Below are 17,023 nucleotides of genomic sequence, written 5' to 3'. Positions count from 1 at the left end.
GCGCTAACCACGGACGGTTACGCCTCTCACTCCCCTAACCGCTCAACCAGTCCACTTGCCCGTTCGGTCCGAACTTTAATCCCACGTTTCAACACCTGCATATCCGCATACAAGGCGAGACGTTTTTTTGCCCGGGTAATGCCAGTGTAGATCAGTTCGCGAGTCAGGATCGGGCTGAACTCTGGTGGTAAAATCATCAAGGTAAAGTCAAACTCACTGCCCTGTGATTTGTGAATAGTCATTGCGTACGCCGTCTCATGCTCTGGCACCCGGCTTGGCAACACTGACTTCACGCTGCCGTCCGGTAATTCAAAGTACACTTTCAGCCGGGGTTCCGGCTCCGTGTCATCGCGCATACAGATGCCAATATCACCATTGTATAAGCCGAGGCCATGGTCATTACGCGTGACCATCACAGGCCGGCCGTGATACCACAGCTCATCTTGCGTCTGAATACGTTTTCTGGCGGCCAGCGCCTTCTCTATCCGGTGATTGAGTCCGGCCACACCAAAATCCCCTTCACGTACTGCACACAGCAACCGACAACGATTGAATGTATCCAGCACCGCTTTGGCTTTGTGGTTCATGGTTTCTACTTGTCCGTCGTCATCACATTGCGGCGTATCAATGCGGTGCAAGTAGTGACTGTATTCTTCCACCAGTGTGTTGATCATGGCGCGATAGTGTTCGCTGCTGAGCGCCATGTGTTCAATGTCGGCAAATTGGCGCTGCCAAACCAGATCAACTTTTTGCGCACTACCTGCATTGACCGCTTTAGCCAGTTGGCCGATACCGGAGCGGGCATCGAAACGATAACTCTTTTGCAGCATACACAAACTGTCGGCCATACCGCTGTGCTGATTGTGGCCAGTCAGAGTCGTGTATCCGGTTAATTGGGCCAGTATCTGTCCCTGCGCAACACTGTAACCCAGCGCATGAAACGAACAAATGTCGCCCAATACGGCCCCGGCTTCCACCGATGCCAGCTGATCTTTGTCCCCCAACAGGATCAGACGTGCGTGTTTTGGCAACGCATCCACCACTTTGTACATCAAGGGCAGATCCACCATTGACGCTTCATCAATCACCAGAATATCGAGGTGAAGCGGGTTATCACGATGATGACGAAACTCCGCACTCCCCGGAATGGCTCCCAACAAGCGGTGTAACGTGCTCGATTCCGTCGGGATCGCCGCTTTGAGCTCAGGACTGACGGGGAGCTGAGCAACCGCCCGACCAATGGATTCCGTCAGTCGCGCGGCCGCTTTACCGGTGGGGGCCACCAGCTTGATCTCTGGCAGGTGTGCGGCGTGTTCGCTGGACTGTTCGATCAATGCCGCCAGCAAACGGGTCACCGTGGTGGTTTTCCCCGTGCCGGGGCCGCCAGAGATCACAGCGAAACGGCGTGTCAGTGCAACCGCAGCCGCGACTTTCTGCCAGTTAACGCACGCCGACATCGGAACATGGGTGTCCAAGCGTTGTAGATCGGAGACCTGACGTGTTGACAACAACACCTGTTCGACCGCGTCCCATTCAATTGTCTCACTAGCAATCACATCCAGGTGATCACACACCAGTTGCTGACGCAGCACCGCCGTACTGTTACCTTGCTGTTCCGCGGCACGCAGCGTGTGAAATAAAAAGTGGTAATCACGCGCAAACAGATGATCCAGCAACTCACGGAGCTTTTGGACACCTGTAGGCTTTAAGCTCATGGGTGTCCCAAAGCTATTTAAGCGCGCCGCCAAGGCCACTTCATAGTGCCAGTAACGATGTAAATAAACTCTTTTTCCATCAAAGACTAAAGGCAGAGGTTGCGTGCCATTTCCCACCAGAGACGCCTGGCTTAACAACGCCGGCCAATCGGTGTCGAGATACGTTTGACTGAAGCGCAGAGCGTCTTCGCCATACAGCCCGAGGCGCTCCGCCAAATCCGTGGGCTGACCACGCCCATCGAACAGCGGCAAGCAAATGTGCCCGCGCCCCAGCTCAGTACTGACGATCGCACTGAGCAGTGCCAGTTTGTCGGCCGGCTCACTGGCCGGGCACTGACGAGCAATAAAGGCCGCGAACTGAACATCCAACTGGCGGATATTACCCCGTGCAGCCAGCGTATGTAACACCATCATGATATTGTCACTCATTGTGTACTCATTCATAAATCCAGCTCCATCTGAGCCGCTCCGTTACCATCCGCTGCACTGATCCGCGCTTCAATGGTTTGTCCGTCAATCAACCGATCCATTTCATTCAAAAACGCTTCGCTCGGCCGGGCTGAAAAGACCCCGTGTTGGGTATCGCCATCCATGCCACGTAAAAACAGGTAATACACGCCTCCAAAATGGCGCTGATAGTCGTAATCCGCCAGACGACTGCGCAAAAAGCGATGCAACGCCAACGCATACAACTGATATTGCAGATCATACCGGTGTTCAGCCATCGCCTGTTGCAAAGCTTCGCCCTGATAGCAACTGACATCATCACCAAGATGATTGGACTTCCAGTCCAGCACGTAATATCGGCCCTGATGTTCACACACCAGATCAATAAACCCTTTGAGCATTCCCTGTACGGTGTGAAACCCCAGATCGCCAGCTTTGGCAGAGAGCGGATCATGGCGCTGCACGACCCGGTTCAGCGCCGCAGCACTCAAGACTTCGATCGGTAACAAAAACTCCATTTCCACCAGACGCTGAGACGGCGCCTTGTCTTTCAGGCACAATGTTTTGCCATCCAACGGCGTCGCCAGTACTGTGGTTATCATGCGCTGTATCACTGGCAGCCATTCAGGATCCAACTGCTCATTGACCATCAGCTCGGTGATCGCCCGGGTATTCTCTTCACTGTCAGCCGGCTGCGTAAACTCAATCTCTTCGAACACACTGTGCAAGAAGGTGCCCGGCCGAGCACCACGCGGAAAGGTAAAGATCGATCGCTCGGGCGTCTGCAACTCGCCTTCGTCTTGCTCGTCGGCCGAATCAATATCAAAGCCAGTCACTTCCAGTGTGGCGTCGTGGGCCGTTTGATGACTGCCCTGTTTCACCAACGCGGAATAGCTGGTTACCCGCCATAAACGATCCACGGCTGTCTGTAACTCCCGGGCCGTCAGGCTGTCTTCATGCGCCGATGGTGGTTGATACGGCGTATCTGGCAACGCCGGTATCTCGGCCAGCACCACGCCGTCTTGTGCCTGAACCTGACGCTGAATCGCGTGGCTCAGATCGGCGATTCCGCCCTCCTGACCGTTTTGCAGCAGATACCCCATCGCACAGCGGTGCACACCGGTGGGCTCTTTGGTCGAACGTCCCTGACGCAGCGGTGCCGCACCAACAAAACAAGCGTACACGGCGCGGGTCAGCGCAACATAAATCAAACGTAAGTCTTCCGCCAGACGCTCTTTATCGGCCTGCTTGAGCGCTGCGTCGTTGCCACTGATATCGAGGATGGTTTGATCACGCTGCGCATCATAATATTTGCCTTCGCTGGCCTCCCGGTAACTGAAGACAAACGGCAGAAAGACCAAATCGTATTCCAGTCCTTTCGATTTGTGGATCGTTACAATCTGCACCAGGTTGCGCTCCGACTCCAGACGCTGGATTTGTTCATCACTGCCGCCCAGTCCCTTAGCTGCGTCACTGATCGCCTGAGCCAGCCAGCGCAATAGACCATGATCACTGTCGATCTCCTGACTGGCCTGTTGCAGTAGCTCACCAAGATGCATCAGATCCGTCATTACCCGCTCGCCTTGCTCTTCTTCGAGCAACCGCTCTGCGATATGCCGTTTACTGATCACCGCACGCAACATCGGCAAGACGCCACGCTGGACCCAGATTTTACGGTACTCTTTGAACTCGTTGACCGTGTTTTCCCACACATTTTCATCATTGTTGAGTGCATCCAGCGACGCCGCATCCAGCGCAAACAGTTCTGACGCTAACGCTGCGCGCAAAGCGCGATCGTTTTCCGGCGTCAGTACCGCCTGCAGCACGCGTTGAATATCCGGTGCCACGCCACTGGTAAAAACACTGTCCCGGTTCGACAAATAGACGCTGGCGATCCCTTGCTTGGCCAGGGCCTGTTTTACCAGACGACCTTCACTGCCCGTTCGCACCAATACGGCGATGTCACCGGCGCGGACAGGCTGTTGTCCAGAGCCGCTGGCGAAGCTCGCCTGCCCCTGTTGCGCCGCGGTCAGAATGGTTTGAATCTGACTGGCCGTCGCATCCGCCATGGCCTGCTGGTACTCATTCTTAGCCAGTGGTTTGTCGTCGGCGTCCATCAACCAGTAGGTCAGTGCCGGCTGTACCCGGCCGTTTAACATCCAGACACTCTGTTCCGCGCCCGGACGATGCTCGACCGGATGAAAGGGAATGTCCTCATCGTAAATAAAAGCGCTGTCCGGATACTGGAAAATCTGATTCACCGCCCCAACCATCTGTGCAGAAGAGCGCCAGTTGGTATTGAGGGTATAGTGTGCACGGACCTGTTGACGGGCTTTGATGTAAGTAAAGATATCGGCACCGCGAAACGCGTAGATCGCCTGCTTCGGATCACCGATCATAAACAAACCGCATTGAGGATGATCCAGATAGATGCGACTGAAAATACTGTACTGAAGCGGATCGGTATCCTGAAATTCATCAATCATCGCCACCGGGTACAAAGTGCGGATGCGTTCTGCCAATGCGTCCGTTTCATCCTGATCGAGTGCGGCCGACAACTGACTAAGCAAATCATCAAACGATAGCCACTGTTTCTGCTGTTTGGCACTGGCAAGCAGAGTACGACACGAGGTGATCGCATGAGCCATCATCGGCGCCTTGAGGCTGACGGGCTGGGCAAGAAATGCCTCAATGGCCGCAAACACCGCGTGGCGTGGCGGCGTCCCTTTAGGCGTCTTCTCATCCAGAGCATGTTGAGCAAACCTGGCCAAAGCGTCCGGCACGTCGTAATTGAGGGTCTCGCTGTGAGCCCAGGCCGTGACACTGTCGAGCCATTGCGGCAGCGATTTTTTGGTGTAGCTGCGTTTGTTAACATCCGAGTCGGCAATCAGTGTCAGCAAATCGTCTGCGCACTCGCACCACTGTGCTTTCAACGCCTTGATACGTTCCAGATTCTGCTGATGAAGTGCAGCGAGATCACCGTCTCCGGCGGGCGTGGCCAACGTCAATGGCGCACCGCTCAGGTAACCGCCAATCTCTGCCTGCAGCGCCGATGGCGAGTTCCAGATACGGCGCACTTCACCCGCTAACTGAAGCGGCAGCGGGTAAAAGTTGCGCCGCCAGTAATCCGCCACCACTTGCGCTTTAAGGTGACTTTCATCGGTCACGAACTCGTTATTAAAACGGCTTCCAGACTCAAAGGCATTCTGCGTCAACATCCGCTGACAGAAACCATGAATCGTGTACACCGACGCTTCGTCCATCTGCCGTTCAGCTTGCAGCAGCAGAGTCTGTGCCTGCTGGTGATCCGACACTTGTTCAAGTAACGGCTGGATCACCGGATCCTCGCTGGCACCACGACCAAACGCAATGCGCGCATCGTGGATGCGACGCCGGATACGGTCACGCAACTCTGCCGTCGCAGCTTCCGTAAAGGTCACGACCAGAATCTGGTCTACTGTTAACGGCACGGCATGACGGCTATGCTCGTCGCCATGCCCCAGAAGCAGCCGCAAATACAAGCCTGCGATCGTGAACGTTTTCCCGGTACCGGCAGACGCTTCGATCAAACGTGCGCCGTGCAACGGGAATGTCATCGGACTCAGTGACTGGGGGATGGACGAAATCGTCATAAACCTATTGCCTTTTTCCTAAACTGAACAACATCTTGTGATCAAACGCTGAAAACTTTTGCCTACTGATACGTGACGTGATTGTATTCCGGGAATGTGCGATCTCTCTCACGGATCATTTTGGTGCAAGCCGATAGTATCCGCTGCACATGCATAGCCAGCCTGGCTGGTCTGCACCACAGAATTATGGTCCCTCTGACCTGTGGCCGTACAGCGAACGCCCTACACAATAATGATTTACTGGCGGCCACTCTACTTCTCTTAACTATCAGCAGCATTCTCGATCCTCAGCCTCGCGTTTTGTAGTACCAACGCGGACAACGTCCTGACTTCCAGAGCCAGTGCGTCATCCCACTGTGGCCAAATGCGCGCAATATACGGATCGCGTCCTTCGCCTTGCACCAGATAACCGTCGTTAAATGTGGCGGCCATTTTCTTGACCGCTTTGTCTTCATCATCCACCCACTTTCCACGACTGAACCCCGCTTCGATGCCGGCCAGCGCCGTTTGCGGGAAATACGCCAGTGGCGACGTCATGCCTTGATAGTAAAGACGCACCAGCTCCGCCAACAATGACTTAGCCTCTGCGCCATCCAGCGGCGGATACATAAAATGCACGGCACCTTCTTTACGATCGTAACCAATAACATGCGTGGATTTACTGTGTCCCATGGCAGCCAGCGACAAATGGTCAATCCAGGCGGACAGATAATCCTGTGCTCGGATCCGGCCACTACGATAACGAATAAGACCAGCCTGATAACACTGCGTCAGCCATCCGGTCAGATGAACGGGTTTATCTGCCCCCAGTACATCAAAGGTCAAGTTTACATCAACATCTTCCAGGGGTACGCCGCTAACAAGGCTCAGTGTCTCAACCAGCTCTTGCGCCTGAACCCGGTTGGTTTCAAACTCAAGCTCACCGAATGCGCCGATCGGCAACTTGCCCTCAGCACGCTGACGCCGGGCAAAATGCTCTAGCGCCTGTTGCGGATCCTGATTCTGAGCACGGGCATCCAACAAGACTTCCACCAATTGATCACGCATCTGGTAGCTTTCCAGCCCACCCAACACAAACGGTTCGTCATCTTCTGTCACTGGCAGCGGTGGTTCAAACACCACTTTCAGTCGACGGTTAAAGAAATAGCGCACTGGCAAACGCCAAAAGCGTTGCAGCTCTACCAGATCCAGTGCCAACGGATACGTCGCATCCAGCAGGTAATCACTCAACTGGCGGTTAAAATCGCCACTGCGCTGCCCCTGACGCAGCGCCGCAGGCAACCATTCTCTGGCATAACTGGCCTGCTCCCCCTGAAAAGCTAACGGACTAAAGGGCACCATAGCGTGTTCTAGCGTCAATGCTGTTAGTAACCGAGCTGCAGAATCATCGACTGGCAGAGCTTCATCGCCAACCAGACAGTAGTTCTGCTGACAATATTCAAGCAGCTCAGACACCAGCACCGACGGAACCCGCTCGGTGTTGTCCTGAATCGAACGCCCGACGTAACTGATGTATAAGCTTTGCTGCGCGGAGAGCAGCGCTTCAAGAAACAAGTAACGGTCATCGTCACGACGTGAACGATCCCCAGCTCGAGCACGGCCATTCATTAAGTCAAAACCTTCCGGCGGTACCGAACGCGGATAGACACCATCGTTCATGCCGAGCAGACACACACAACGAAATGGGATCGAGCGCATCGGCATCAGAGTACAAAAGTTGACCTGCCCTGCCAGAAAACGCTGGCTGACCCGGGTTCCGGACAAGCGATTGTGCAGATACAAACTGACGATGCCCGGCGCCAACGTCTGGTGATACGCCGCATCCTGGAGCTGTTCTTTCAACTGGGTCAGCGCTTCACGAATAGAAGTCAGCACCAGTTCCTCCTCCAGCGCCACCATGAAGAAGTCATCCAACATGGCCAGCAGGGTGGTTTGCCAGTTGTCGATGGTTTGTGTTTGTGCCAGACGCTGGCGGTACCGGCTGATCGATTCGATGTAGTGCGCCAGCTTACCAGCCAGCTCTGCGCTCATGCCCTGCACTTCATTGTAAGGCGCCAACTCATGATCTTTCTGGCTGAACAGTCCGGCACTGTCGGACATGGCGTACCCGAGCAACATGCGTTCGATACCAAATTGCCAGGTGTTTTGCTCTCTGGACGGCAGGGCAAACTCCTCTGCGGTGGTGGCATTCAGTCCCCAGCGAATGCCTGACTGCTCGACCCAGACTTTGGCCAGTTCAAATTCCTGCTCATCAATACCAAAACGCGCCATCATCGCCGGAGTTTCGAGCAGCTCCAACAACTCAGACGCCAGGCAGCGTGCCTGAGGTAAATTCACCAGTTGCATGAACGCGGTCAGGATCGGACTCTCCTGATCCGCACTGCGATCAGAAATTGAGTAAGGAATAAAGCGCTCACCCGGCGCGTTACCAAATACCGCCTGGATAGCCGGGCTGTAAGCATTGATGTCAGCCACCATCACAATCACATCGCGTGGCTTGAGCGTCGGATCCGCATCAAACATCGCCAGCAGTTGATCATGCAGCACTTCCACTTCCCGCATCGGGCTGTGGCAGGCATGCACGCTGAGTGACCGGTCTTGTTCCGTGACTTGGCGTTTGTGGTGACTGCTGTCGAGCACACTGTCGTCCTGGTGCTCTTCCAGATTGAGAATGTCAGCCTGCAACTGATGCAACAGCGAGTCACGCTCCACATCGACAAAGGCTTCAATTTCATGTGACTCCAATTGAGACAGCAGATACAGATTGTCCCGCCCCAATTTCCCCATTGATGCCAATAGACTGTTGCCAACCACATCGGTATGCAGCGCATCCGCAAGGTTGTCGTCCAGTGTCCCTTTCAGTTGCGGACTCTCTCCGTCCACTTCGGAATGATCCTGTTGCCATACCCGATGCTGACGATGCCTCGCAGCCAGTTTCGCCAGATATTTGCGATCACGCACTTCCCCCCAGTAATACCGGCTCGGGTTGGTGAACATCAAATGGACATCGATGTGCGCACCGATGGCTTTCAACGCATCAAGGTAACGCGGTGGCAACGAGGAGATACCGAAGACAAACAAACGCTTGGGTAACTGTGCGTGCTCTAACCGGCCGTCGGCCAGAGCCTCAATAAAATGCTCGTACAAATTAGCGCGGTGATACGGTGACTGACCCAGGCTGATTGTCTGATCATAGAGTGCCTGCCACAACTGAGGTTGCCATGGGTGTTCATTATTGAGCTCAGCCACCTCCTGACCGGCTTCCCACGCGGCTATCCATTCCGGCCGATACACCAGATAGCCATCAAAAATATCGGCAATTTTCTCCGCCAGCTGATAACGCTTCGTGTCGTCCTTGTCGTCTTCCAGATAACGTTTCAATGGCGCAAAATCGGCGTGTTCGAGCATGGCCGGCAAGAGCTGTATCAGCTTCCAGGTCATGGCTTCTTTATTGAATGCACTGCGCTTAGGCACATCAGGCAAAACTTGGGTAAACAGCGTCCAGATAAAGGTCGCCGGCAGCGGGAAATCCAGGTTGGCGGCCACACCAAACTCTTTGGCGAGCTCGATTTTCAGCCACTGTGACATCCCGGGGCTTTGTACCAGGATCTGCTCTTTTTCAAATGGATTCTCCAGCGGGTTTAACCGGATCAGCTCCACCAGCAGAGATTTAAGAACATCAATTTGATTCGAGTGATAAACCGTAAACACGTAGGCGCCTGTATCCGCTGCAAGTCAGTAAGCACAGATTAGCACAAGCGCAGCGTTTCTCGGATCCTTGTTGACGATAAACAACAGCTTAACTGCACAGAGTTTGATCACTTGCGCGCAAAAGCACTCAACCCGGCACTGGGCCGGGTTGAGTCTGGGCTTCAAGCGGTTTGTAACCGAGGTAACCAAAGCAAATGGTAAACGTAGCGCAGTGCAACATACCCCACTACTAAGGTGGCAATCATCAGCTCGATAGCCGCCAGACCGCGCACCTGAGTCACGTAGTGCTCCGCCATACCAATACTCTCCATCCAGTGCGCCATCTTAAACAGCGCCGTTGCCCCGATTACCATCGGAAAGGTAAACGCCGCATAACCCGGACTGAACGGCAAGCGCAGCAGTTTGAAGAACGCCAGATAGATGATCGTCGTCATCAACACCGCAATCCCGAACAGCAGCCCAATCACCAGCGGCGACGGTTCAGCGGTCACCGTCAGGTATCCCGCCATCGACAGGCTGGCCGGCGCCGCCAGAATCGCCAGGGTCGGCTTGGCCGCATCCGGCACTTCCTGAGTGAACATGAAGCGGTAGATCATCATCGGCAACATCACAGCGTATGCCAAAAGACCAAACAGCAAAGCGGCCTGAGCCACCCCGGCGAGGTGTGGATTACCGGAAAAAGAAACGTCCGCTACGATGATGCCAACCGGTGGTACAAACCAGCTCGGCACCATATGATGCAGCTCGAACTCTTTCGCTCGGTGGTAAACAAAACTGGCCAAAAACACCACGTGCAGGGCCACCGCCACCAACCAGAATGCGTCGCCCGCCCACGGCAGAAAATGCCCTAGTGAATTAGAGACCACCATGGTTGCCATCGCGAACGTAGGTAACACGCTGCCAACCACCGGATGCGCCAGATCTTGTTGCAGCAGATGGCGGTGAGCAAGGAATTTCACGCTTAGGATCAGCAACAGGACACTCGCCACTGCCGCACTCGCCCATTGCGCGTAACCATGCAGTTCAGCCATGTTCTCCCAGCTCCACCCCAGGCTGGCGATGCCCAGCGCCAGACCGGCCATCGGAGTCGGTACCCCCATCACTTTATGTTTGGCTTTCTGAATCATAGCGACCTCTATGCACTCCACAGTTTTGATGATGAAAACTATTTTATCCGCCACCTTCGTTCTAATATATCTAATTAAATAAAACACTCGTTAAGAATTACTAAACATATGGCCAGTAACATTTCGTTAAAGCAGCTCAGGGTGTTCACCACCATCACCCGGCATAAAACCCTGACCGCCGCCTCAGAAGCCCTCTATCTCTCCAAAGCCGCGGTGAGCATGGCGCTGGCTGAGCTGGAAAAACAGCTGGGGCATGCGCTGTTTGATCGGGTAAACAACCGGCTGATCCTCAATCAGGAAGGGCAGAAACTGTTACCGCTGGCCGATGAACTGCTCAGCCGAGCCAACGCGATTGACGACTTGTTTGCTGCTGAACATAGCCTGTCCGGTCAGTTACGTATTGGTGCCAGTGACACGATTGGCAATCAGGTGGCGCCTTATCTATTGAGTGATTTTCGGCTACACACCCAACACCGCTCACAAAGCCTGTTCATTTCCAATTCGGCGCAAATCTGTCAGAAGTTGGTGGATTACGAGCTGGACATTGCTCTGATTGAAGGGAAAACACTTCACCCGGAGCTGATCTCAACGCAGTTCAGTCAGGATGAAATGTGCATCATCTGCCCGAGCGATCACCCTTTCGCCGGGCTCCATAATGTGCCGCTGAGTCAGTTTGAGCACAGCCAATGGATCTTGCGTGAAGCCGGCTCTGGTTCACGAGAGTTTTTCTTGCGTGCCATAGCCCCGCGCATTGAACAGTGGCAAGAAGCCTTCCAGCTCAACACCACCGAAGCGCTGATCAACTGTGTGTCTGCGGGTCTTGGTCTGGGGTGTCTGTCGAGGTTGTCCGCCGATCCGGCGATTCGCGACGGTCGAGTGGCCGTACTCAATGTGACGCTGGACATGAAGCGCCGCTTCTGGCTGCTACTGCATAAAGAGAAATACCAGAGTCCACTGCTCAAATCCTTTGTCGATTTTTGTCAGCAGTGGGACGGCCACCTCATCCAGAATTGAGACATCGACTGGACTTTAGTGGCTAAAAACTGTATAAAAGAACAGTAATACATTCATATCAATTTAGAGGATGGACCATGGCTGTAATCGTCAAGTACGTGGTGGAACGCAACGGAGAAGAGAAGATGACTTTTACCTCGAAAGCCGAAGCTGACGCTTATGACAAAATGCTGGATATGGCAGATGAGCTTTTCGAACTACTGGGTAAAAGTGAGCTGTTTGAGCAAGAAGACAAGCAAGAAGAGCTGGCCATGTATCTGGCGAAAAACAAAGACGAAGTCTTGTACGCCCTGGGCGCCAAAAAACGCAAAGCGCCTGCCGCAGCGAAAAAGGCGAAGAAAGTCGCCCCGGTGGACGAAACACCACAAGAAGACGCTGCGTAAGCATCTCTCTGAGCCCCGCCTCTCCGCGGGGCTTTTTGTTGGTCAAAAAGGGGAAAATCGCCGCAGCAAACTTTACTCTGATTGCCCGGGCAGCGACACGCTATACTGACGCGGTTTCTTCCGTCATTGAGTATTGCTCATGTTCCACATCGAAGTGTGTATTGATAACCTCGAATCCCTGCCTCTGGCCATCGCCGGTGGCGCCACTCGTATCGAACTGTGTTCATCACTGGCTTTGGGCGGTCTGACGCCCAGTTTTGGTTTTATGCAATGCGCAGCCAAACTCTCCAGTGTCCCCGTCTATGCCATGATTCGTCCGCGCCAAGGTGACTTTCTCTATCAACAGAACGATCTCAACGCCATGCTGCTCGACATTGACGCGGCAGCATCGGCCGGTTTGCAAGGCATCGTCTTCGGTGTGTTGGATCGCGACGGGCATATCGACCTTGATCAGGCGCATCAGTTAGCAGAGCGAGCCCAGTTACATGGACTGGGGATGACCTTTCACCGCGCCATCGACCAATGCCGTGATGTCCACCGGGCGCTGGAGGACATCATTGCGCTGGGGTGTGAACGCGTCCTGACGTCTGGTCAAGCCGCCGATGCACTGTCCGGAGTCCAGGTCCTGCATCAGATGGTCGCACAGGCCGGTGAACGAATCGCCATCATGGCCGGAGCCGGGCTTAACGCTGGCAACGTCAGAGAAATTGTTACTCTCAGCGGCGTGCGTCAGGTACACCTGTCCGGAAAATCTCAGCGCCCTAGCCACATGCAGTTGGTCGCAGACCGTGCCCGAATGGGTGACACTGGCACGGATGATTTTGTTGTGCCAGTGACCAACCCGCAAGCAATTGAAAAGGTAGCAAAAGCTCTCAAGTTTTAAACCTCACTCACCACACTTTCTTTGACTGATGCTACTGTAAAGGTAAGCGTTAAGGAGAGTGCGATGAGTAATAAGCTAGGAAAGAAACTCTATGAGAAAGAGCTCAAACGGCTTCAGGTCGAGCTGGTCAAGCTGCAAGAGTGGGTACGCCAGCAGGGGCTTAAAGTAGTGGTGATTTTCGAGGGCCGTGACGCGGCAGGCAAAGGCGGCGCGATCAAACGGATCACTGAAAAGCTCAATCCTAGGGTGTGCCGAGTGGCCGCACTGCCGGCTCCGACCGAAAAAGAAAAGACTCAGTGGTATTTTCAGCGCTATGTCGCTCACCTGCCGTCCGCGGGCGAAATTGTCCTGTTTGACCGCAGCTGGTATAACCGTGCCGGCGTTGAAAAAGTCATGGGATTTTGCACCGACGAGCAGTATGACGAATTTCTGTATTCCTGTCCGGAATTCGAACGCATGCTGCAGCGCTCTGGCATCATTTTGATCAAATACTGGTTTTCGGTGTCCGATGAAGAGCAGGAAAAACGGTTTCTTGATCGTATCCACACCCCGATCAAACGCTGGAAGTTCAGTGCAATGGATTTGGAGTCACGCAGCCGCTGGGCGGAGTACTCTGAGGCCAAAGACAAAATGTTTGCCCACACCGACACCAAACAGTGCCCCTGGTGGGTGGTGCCTTCTGATAACAAAAAGCGCGCCCGACTGAACTGCATCAGTCACTTGCTCAGCCAGATTGAATATCAGCGCATTGACTATCCGGAGATTGACTTGCTTGAAGTCAACAAACAGGGTTATGTCCGTGCGCCTGAGGACGAACAAACGTTTGTCCCGCAAAAATATTAACGCAGCGCGTCGTCGATGCTCTGATCCCCCAGATGGCGGACATCTTTGCCTTTGACAAAATAGATGATGTACTCACAGATGTTCTGGCAACGATCTCCAACCCGTTCAATGGCACGAGCCGACCACATGACCTGAAGAATATGCGGAATGTTTTTCGGGTCTTCCATCATGTAAGTCATCAACTGGCGGATCACCGCCTCGTATTCCGCATCGAGCTTATCATCGAGTTTGTGAACATTGGCGGCGGCATCGACGTCCATGCGCGCAAAGGCATCCAAAACTTGATGCAGCATAGTGATTGCCTGACGACACAGTGGCTCAAGCGATACATTAAACTGCCCCTCTTGGGAGGAAGGGCTTTCAATCGCCACGTACGCAATTTTGGTCGCCACATCACCAATACGCTCCAGATCCGTGATGGTCTTGATGATCGCCATGATAAGGCGCAGATCTTTCGCCGTCGGCTGACGCTTGGCAATGATACGGGTACACGCCTCATCGATGGAGACTTCCATTGCATTCACTTTGTGATCATCACGTACCACTTTACGCGCCAGTTCAATGTCTTCCTTGTGCAGTGCCTGCATCGCAAACGACAATTGCTGTTCCACCAATCCGCCCATGGTCAGAACATGGGTACGGATCGATTCCAGCTCAACGTTAAACTGACCGGAAATGTGACGACCGAAATGCATAGAATTCCCTATTGTGTTGCTTGTTATAGATCAGGATAGCTCATGTGTATCGTGAAACCTCACCAATGTAAATCGCTTAACCGTAACGACCGGTAATATAGTCTTCGGTCTGCTTTTTCATCGGCGAGGTAAAGATGGAGTCGGTATCCGAATATTCCACCAATTTACCCATATGAATAAACGCCGTGTGATCACTGACTCGGGCCGCCTGTTGCATGTTGTGCGTGACGATCACCACGGTATATTTGGTTTTGAGATCATTGATAAGCTCTTCGATCGTCAGAGTCGAGATCGGATCCAGAGCCGAAGTAGGCTCATCCAGCAGCAGCACTTCCGGTTCAATCGCAATCGCCCGGGCTATCACCAGACGCTGTTGCTGGCCACCGGACAAGCCAAACGCATTCTCGTTGAGTCGATCTTTCACTTCCTCCCACAATGCAGCAGCACGCAGTGAACGTTCAACGGCGTCATCAAGAGTACGACTGTTGCGGATGCCCTGCAGACGCAGCCCGTACACCACGTTTTCATAAATCGATTTCGGGAATGGATTCGGGCGCTGGAAGACCATTCCGACCCGGCGTCGCAAGGTGGCGACATCCACGGTCGGATGATAGACATTTTTGCCGTGCAGTTTGACTTTACCTTCGACCCGACACCCTTCGACCAGATCATTCATACGGTTAATGCAGCGCAGCAAGGTCGATTTCCCGCAGCCGGAGGGGCCGATGAAAGCCGTCACCTGCCCTTTCGGAATACGCATGGAGATGTCACTCAACGCCTGAGCGCTCTGGTAGAACAAGCTCAACTGCTCAATCGCGATGGCCGTCTGCTCATCACTGAGGTTGTTGACGTCGATCGGGGGCTGATACCCGAGGGTTTGATTGACTGAAAACATGCTTAATCTTGTCCCAATGTTCGGTATTTTTCCCGCAAATTATTGCGGATGCTGATCGCCGTCAGATTCAGACCGACAATCACGGTGACCAGTAAAAATGAGGTTGCGTACACCAGTGGACGCGCCGCTTCAATATTGGTGGTCTGGAAACCGACGTCATAAATATGAAAACCGAGATGCATGAACTTACGTTCGAGATGCAAAAACGGAAACTGACTGTCGACTGGCAAGCTGGAAGCCAGCTTGACCGCCCCCACCAGCATCAATGGGGCAACCTCGCCTGCAGCGCGCGCCACGGCCAGCACCAAGCCGGTAATGATGGCCGGACTCGCCATCGGTAATACGATACGCCACAGCGTTTCAAACTGAGTCGCGCCGAGGGCCAGTGAGCCATGACGTACTGACACCGGAATCCGGGTCAGACCCTCTTCAGTGGCCACAATCACCACCGGCAGCGTCAGGACCGCCAGCGTTAACGCAGACCACAGCAGCCCCGGCGTGCCAAACGTCGGTGCGGGCAAACGCTCGGAGTAAAACAGCGCATCGATCGACCCACCTAAGGTATAGACAAAAAAGCCCAGCCCAAACACCCCGTAAACAATGGACGGCACACCCGCCAGATTGATAACCGCGACGCGAATCACCCGAGTAAACCAATTATTTTTCGCGTATTCATGCAGATACACCGCAGCCAGAACCCCAAGCGGCATCACGATGATCGACATGATGATCACCAGCAGTACGGTGCCAAATATCGCCGGAAACACCCCCCCCTCGGAGTTGGACTCTCGCGGATCATCGGCGAGAAACTTCCACATCTGCTTGCCCCATTGCGCGACTTTCGCCAACAGGTGCATGTCATTGGGATACCAGACATCAAGAATGTCGCTCAATGGAATCACATGCCGTTTACCCGTCATGTCTTCCACAACCAATGCGTCATGATTGAGCTGACTGCGCAGGCCGTCCAGCTTGGCTTCTGCGGTCTGCAATTGCGCCTTAAATTGTGCCTGACGCTGCTCATACTGAGTCTGGTAGGCCGCATTGAGGCGGTGATTCAACTCTCGGCGGCGATGCTCCAGGCGCAGCTTTTCACTCAAGCCACTGATGATGCGAATTTCTTTGGCAATCACCCGTTCAATTGCTTCACGCAGCTGCTGCGCTTTGTCCAGCCCAAGTTCAATCCGCTCCGAGATATCGCTGCTTTCGCTGACTCCGGCGCTCACGTACGCTACCGGTTTAGCAAAAAAGTCACCGCTGCGGGTACGTTCGACCACCGCCCAGCCGGACGGCTGACGGCGCGACGCAATATCCACATCCAGTACGGAAATAAAATCGGCCGGAAATACATCGCGGTTGGCCACTTTGATGCTGAGTCGATCGACCAGTCCCTCTTCAATCACCGATGATGGCAAGTGCTTTTTCATCTCCACCAAGTGATTCACTGGCACGGATTCGCGGGCATACAACTGCCCGACCATAGTACTGCCTGAGGTGGTTTTCCATTCATACAAGGGGGCCGGCCAGAAATAGGACAAGCCCTTCCAGCCGATCAGCAGCAACAGGCCGAGTACTGACAACAGGCTGGCACTGACCGCCCCGCCAGTCAGCCATACCCATGGCGTGCCACTTCTTAGCCAGTTAAACACGGCCGGCCCCGCTAAGTTCAAAATCGAAT

General features: G+C 53.9%; 11 protein-coding genes. 4 read left to right on the top strand and 7 right to left on the bottom strand.

Annotation, left to right across the window (positions count from 1 at the left end; all coding sequences use genetic code 11):
- Positions 1-26 precede the first annotated feature (26 nt).
- From recD to VPR01S_RS16930, 4 genes are all read right to left on the bottom strand, one after another.
- The gene (recD, locus tag VPR01S_RS16945; RefSeq protein ID WP_021706590.1) at positions 27-2,159 is read right to left on the bottom strand and encodes an exodeoxyribonuclease V subunit alpha; all 2,133 of its coding nucleotides are present in this window, start codon (positions 2,157-2,159) and stop codon (positions 27-29) included.
- The gene (gene recB / locus VPR01S_RS16940; RefSeq protein WP_021706589.1) at positions 2,156-5,794 is read right to left on the bottom strand and encodes an exodeoxyribonuclease V subunit beta; all 3,639 of its coding nucleotides are present in this window, start codon (positions 5,792-5,794) and stop codon (positions 2,156-2,158) included. The genes recD and recB overlap by 4 nt, the downstream gene beginning before the upstream one ends.
- Before the next feature lie 261 nt (positions 5,795-6,055).
- Positions 6,056-9,505: an exodeoxyribonuclease V subunit gamma gene (recC, locus tag VPR01S_RS16935; protein WP_021706588.1), complete on the bottom strand. Its 3,450-nt coding sequence runs from the start codon at positions 9,503-9,505 to the stop codon at positions 6,056-6,058.
- Positions 9,506-9,666: 161 nt separating this feature from the next.
- Entirely contained in the window at positions 9,667-10,632 is a 966-nt protein-coding gene (locus tag VPR01S_RS16930) for a TDT family transporter (protein ID WP_021706587.1), read from the bottom strand.
- Between the two features lie 108 nt (positions 10,633-10,740).
- On the opposite strand from VPR01S_RS16930, the gene VPR01S_RS16925 reads away from it, so the two are divergent.
- The 4 genes from VPR01S_RS16925 to ppk2 all read left to right on the top strand — a co-directional run bounded on the left by VPR01S_RS16925 (position 10,741) and on the right by ppk2 (position 13,755).
- On the top strand, positions 10,741-11,646 hold the full coding sequence (locus VPR01S_RS16925; RefSeq protein ID WP_021706586.1) for a LysR family transcriptional regulator: 906 nt from the start codon (positions 10,741-10,743) through the stop codon (positions 11,644-11,646).
- 77 nt (positions 11,647-11,723) lie between these two features.
- Entirely contained in the window at positions 11,724-12,029 is a 306-nt protein-coding gene (locus tag VPR01S_RS16920; protein ID WP_021706585.1) for a YebG family protein, read from the top strand.
- 139 nt (positions 12,030-12,168) lie between these two features.
- Positions 12,169-12,912, top strand: coding sequence for a copper homeostasis protein CutC (locus VPR01S_RS16915; RefSeq protein ID WP_021706584.1), 744 nt, complete (start codon positions 12,169-12,171; stop codon positions 12,910-12,912).
- A 63-nt stretch (positions 12,913-12,975) separates the two neighbouring features.
- Positions 12,976-13,755, top strand: a complete 780-nt coding sequence (gene ppk2 / locus VPR01S_RS16910) for a polyphosphate kinase 2 (protein ID WP_021706583.1) — start codon at positions 12,976-12,978, stop codon at positions 13,753-13,755.
- Here the strand turns inward: ppk2 and phoU are convergent.
- From phoU to pstA, 3 genes are all read right to left on the bottom strand, one after another.
- Positions 13,752-14,450 carry a phosphate signaling complex protein PhoU gene (phoU, locus tag VPR01S_RS16905; RefSeq protein WP_021706582.1) on the bottom strand — a complete coding sequence of 233 codons (699 nt, stop codon included), beginning with the start codon at positions 14,448-14,450 and terminating at the stop codon, positions 13,752-13,754. The two genes, ppk2 and phoU, sit on opposite strands and share 4 nt — an antisense overlap.
- A gap of 76 nt (positions 14,451-14,526) precedes the next feature.
- Positions 14,527-15,345, bottom strand: a complete 819-nt coding sequence (pstB, locus tag VPR01S_RS16900) for a phosphate ABC transporter ATP-binding protein PstB (RefSeq protein WP_021706581.1) — start codon at positions 15,343-15,345, stop codon at positions 14,527-14,529.
- 2 nt (positions 15,346-15,347) lie between these two features.
- Entirely contained in the window at positions 15,348-16,994 is a 1,647-nt protein-coding gene (pstA, locus tag VPR01S_RS16895; RefSeq protein ID WP_040903025.1) for a phosphate ABC transporter permease PstA, read from the bottom strand.
- Between the last annotated feature and the right edge of the window lie 29 nt (positions 16,995-17,023).

It is taken from the genome of Vibrio proteolyticus NBRC 13287, assembly GCF_000467125.1.
GTDB classification, from domain to species: Bacteria; Pseudomonadota; Gammaproteobacteria; order Enterobacterales; family Vibrionaceae; genus Vibrio; species Vibrio proteolyticus.
This window is presented reverse-complemented; position numbering and strand designations above follow the sequence as displayed.

What these genes read in the sequence shown, in the direction of transcription:
- VPR01S_RS16930 (WP_021706587.1), bottom strand. Translation starts at nt 10,632, where the DNA reads ATGATTCAGAAAGCCAAACATAAAGTGATGGGGGTACCGACTCCGATG.
- recB (WP_021706589.1), bottom strand. Translation starts at nt 5,794, where the DNA reads ATGACGATTTCGTCCATCCCCCAGTCACTGAGTCCGATGACATTCCCG.
- VPR01S_RS16915 (WP_021706584.1), top strand. Translation starts at nt 12,169, where the DNA reads ATGTTCCACATCGAAGTGTGTATTGATAACCTCGAATCCCTGCCTCTG.
- pstB (WP_021706581.1), bottom strand. Translation starts at nt 15,345, where the DNA reads ATGTTTTCAGTCAATCAAACCCTCGGGTATCAGCCCCCGATCGACGTC.
- ppk2 (WP_021706583.1), top strand. Translation starts at nt 12,976, where the DNA reads ATGAGTAATAAGCTAGGAAAGAAACTCTATGAGAAAGAGCTCAAACGG.
- recD (WP_021706590.1), bottom strand. Translation starts at nt 2,159, where the DNA reads ATGAATGAGTACACAATGAGTGACAATATCATGATGGTGTTACATACG.
- VPR01S_RS16925 (WP_021706586.1), top strand. Translation starts at nt 10,741, where the DNA reads ATGGCCAGTAACATTTCGTTAAAGCAGCTCAGGGTGTTCACCACCATC.
- VPR01S_RS16920 (WP_021706585.1), top strand. Translation starts at nt 11,724, where the DNA reads ATGGCTGTAATCGTCAAGTACGTGGTGGAACGCAACGGAGAAGAGAAG.
- phoU (WP_021706582.1), bottom strand. Translation starts at nt 14,450, where the DNA reads ATGCATTTCGGTCGTCACATTTCCGGTCAGTTTAACGTTGAGCTGGAA.